Here is a 3,129-nt window from a genome sequence, read left to right on the forward strand (position 1 = left end):
TCCATGGATGTCCGAATGGGGGAACCCACCTGACATTCTGTTATTGTTACCTTTACCGGTATCAATAATGGGGTGAACCAGGTACTTTACTCCTGAATACATAGGGGGTTTAGAGCAAACCCGGGGAACTGAAACATCTAAGTACCCGGAGGAAAGGAAATCAATAGAGACTCCGCTAGTAGTGGCGAGCGAACGCGGACCAGCCGAGCCTGGAAGAGTGACTGGAATGGTCTGGAAAGGCCAACCATAGCGGGTGACAGTCCCGTACAGGAAGCTTTACAGGACATATTAAGTAGGGCGGGACACGTGAAATCCTGTCTGAAGATCGGAGGACCACCTCCGAAGGCTAAGTACTCCTTACTGACCGATAGCGAACCAGTACCGTGAGGGAAAGGTGAAAAGCACCCCGACGAGGGGAGTGAAACAGTTCCTGAAACCGAACGCCTACAAGCAGTCGGAGGGTCCATGAGACCTGACGGCGTACCTTTTGTATAATGGGTCAACGACTTAGTCTAACGAGCGAGCTTAAGCCGATAGGTGTAGGCGCAGCGAAAGCGAGTCTTAAAAGGGCGCATGAGTTCGTTGGATTAGACCCGAAACCAAGTGATCTAGCCATGTGCAGGATGAAGGTAAGGTAACACTTACTGGAGGTCCGAACCAACACCCGTTGAAAAGGGTCTGGATGACGTGTGGCTAGGGGTGAAAGGCCAATCAAACTTGGAGATAGCTGGTTCTCCGCGAAAGCTATTTAGGTAGCGCCTCGGACGAATACCTTGGGGGGTAGAGCACTACATGGATGATGGGGGCCCACAGCCTTACTGAGTCTAAGTAAACTCCGAATACCCAAGAGTACTATCCGGGAGACACACGGCGGGTGCTAACGTCCGTCGTGAAGAGGGAAACAACCCTGACCTGCAGCTAAGGCCCCTAATTCGTGGTTAAGTGGGAAAGCATGTGGGACGGCCAAAACAACCAGGAGGTTGGCTTAGAAGCAGCCATCCTTTAAAGATAGCGTAACAGCTCACTGGTCTAGATAAGCTGTCCTGCGGCGAAGATGTAACGGGGCTCAAACCACGAGCCGAAGCTCAGGATGCATAGCAATATGCGTGGTAGCGGAGCGTTCTGTGATATAGAACGCTGTCTCTTTAACGTCTTAGGGCGTTACGGAGACAATGTTCTTTCTGTGAAGCCGGGCTGTAAGGCATCCGGTGGAGAGATCAGAAGCGAGAATGTTGACATGAGTAGCGACAAAGGGGGTGAGAGACCCCCTCGCCGAAAGTCCAAGGGTTCCTGCTTAAAGCTAATCTGAGCAGGGTAAGCCGGCCCCTAAGGCGAGGCCGAAAGGCGTAGTCGATGGGAACACGGTTAATATTCCGTGGCCAGAAGGAAGTGACGGATCTGAAACGTAGTTTGCCCTTATCGGATTGGGTGGGCTGCCTACAGGTCCCTGGAAATAGCCCTTCATCAGACCGTACCCTAAACCGACACAGGTGGACTGGTAGAGTATACCAAGGCGCTTGAGAGAACCACGTTAAAGGAACTCGGCAAAATGCCTCCGTAAGTTCGCGAGAAGGAGGCCCCACTTTTACGCAAGTAGAGGTGGGGGGCACAAACTAGGGGGTGGCGACTGTTTACTTAAAACACAGGGCTGTGCGAAGCCGTAAGGCGACGTATACAGTCTGACGCCTGCCCGGTGCTGGAAGGTTAAAAGGAGGGGTGCAAGCTCTGAATTGAAGCCCCAGTAAACGGCGGCCGTAACTATAACGGTCCTAAGGTAGCGAAATTCCTTGTCGGGTAAGTTCCGACCTGCACGAATGGCGTAACGATCTCCCCGCTGTCTCTAACGTGGACTCAGCGAAATTGAACTGTGTGTCAAGATGCACACTACCCGCGGTTAGACGGAAAGACCCCATGAACCTTTACTCCAGCTTTGCACTGGCATCAGGAATGTGATGTGCAGGATAGGTGGTAGGCTTTGAAGCAGGGACGCTAGTCTTTGTGGAGCCATCCTTGAGATACCACCCTTCGCCTTCTTGATGTCTAACCGCGGTCCGTTATCCGGATCCGGGACCCTGCATGGTGGGGAGTTTGACTGGGGCGGTCGCCTCCCAAACAGTAACGGAGGCGCGCGAAGGTAGGCTCAGACCGGTCGGAAATCGGTCGTTGAGTGCAATGGCAGAAGCCTGCCTGACTGCAAGACTGACAAGTCGAGCAGAGACGAAAGTCGGTCATAGTGATCCGGTGGTCCCAAGTGGGAGGGCCATCGCTCAACGGATAAAAGGTACTCTGGGGATAACAGGCTGATGATGCCCAAGAGTCCATATCGACGGCATCGTTTGGCACCTCGATGTCGGCTCATCTCATCCTGGGGCTGGAGCAGGTCCCAAGGGTATGGCTGTTCGCCATTTAAAGAGGTACGTGAGCTGGGTTTAGAACGTCGTGAGACAGTTCGGTCCCTATCTGCCGTGGGTGTAGGAGATTTGAGAAGAGTTGCCCCTAGTACGAGAGGACCGGGGTGAACGAACCACTGGTGGACCAGTTATCGTGCCAACGGTAGTGCTGGGTAGCTATGTTCGGACAGGATAACCGCTGAAGGCATCTAAGCGGGAAGCCCCCTTCAAAACAAGATCTCCCTTGAGAGCCGTGGAAGACCACCACGTCGATAGGCCAGAGGTGTAAGTGCAGCAATGCATTCAGCTGACTGGTACTAATTGCTCGATAGGCTTGATTTGATCCAGTAACAGCAAGGTAAAGCGCATATGCGCATCCCTCGCCTGGACAGTCAAAACGCATACACCAAATGCGTGCACCTGACTTGGAACAACACTGATGTCTACCCTGCTCAACAGCAGGGGTGTCTCTTCTTCGGTTTGGTGGTCATAGCACGAGCAAAACACCCGATCCCTTCCCGAACTCGGCCGTTAAGTGCCGTCGCGCCAATGGTACTGCGTCTTAAGACGTGGGAGAGTAGGTCACCGCCAAACCTAAAAAGAGACACACCTCTCAATACGATCCAATACAAAACCGATCGCACATAGCCCTCGGTCCGGACGCGGGGTGGAGCAGCCCGGTAGCTCGTCAGGCTCATAACCTGAAGGTCACAGGTTCAAATCCTGTCCCCGCAACCAA

At 53.3% G+C, this 3,129-nt stretch carries 1 tRNA gene and 2 rRNA genes (1 of these 3 running past the window's edge); all 3 read left to right on the forward strand.

The annotated features are described in order from the left end of the window. Window positions 1-2,732: ribosomal RNA gene (locus tag CXR43_RS17630) — 23S ribosomal RNA — on the forward strand (it extends 103 nt beyond the left edge of the window). A gap of 137 nt (window positions 2,733-2,869) precedes the next feature. Further along, window positions 2,870-2,984: ribosomal RNA gene (gene rrf / locus CXR43_RS17635) — 5S ribosomal RNA — on the forward strand. A 67-nt stretch (window positions 2,985-3,051) separates the two neighbouring features. Further along, window positions 3,052-3,128: transfer RNA gene (locus CXR43_RS17640), tRNA-Met, on the forward strand. Window position 3,129: the final 1 nt, after the last annotated feature.

Source organism: Pseudotabrizicola formosa (assembly GCF_002900965.1).
In the GTDB taxonomy this organism is placed as follows: domain Bacteria; phylum Pseudomonadota; class Alphaproteobacteria; order Rhodobacterales; family Rhodobacteraceae; genus Pseudotabrizicola; species Pseudotabrizicola formosa.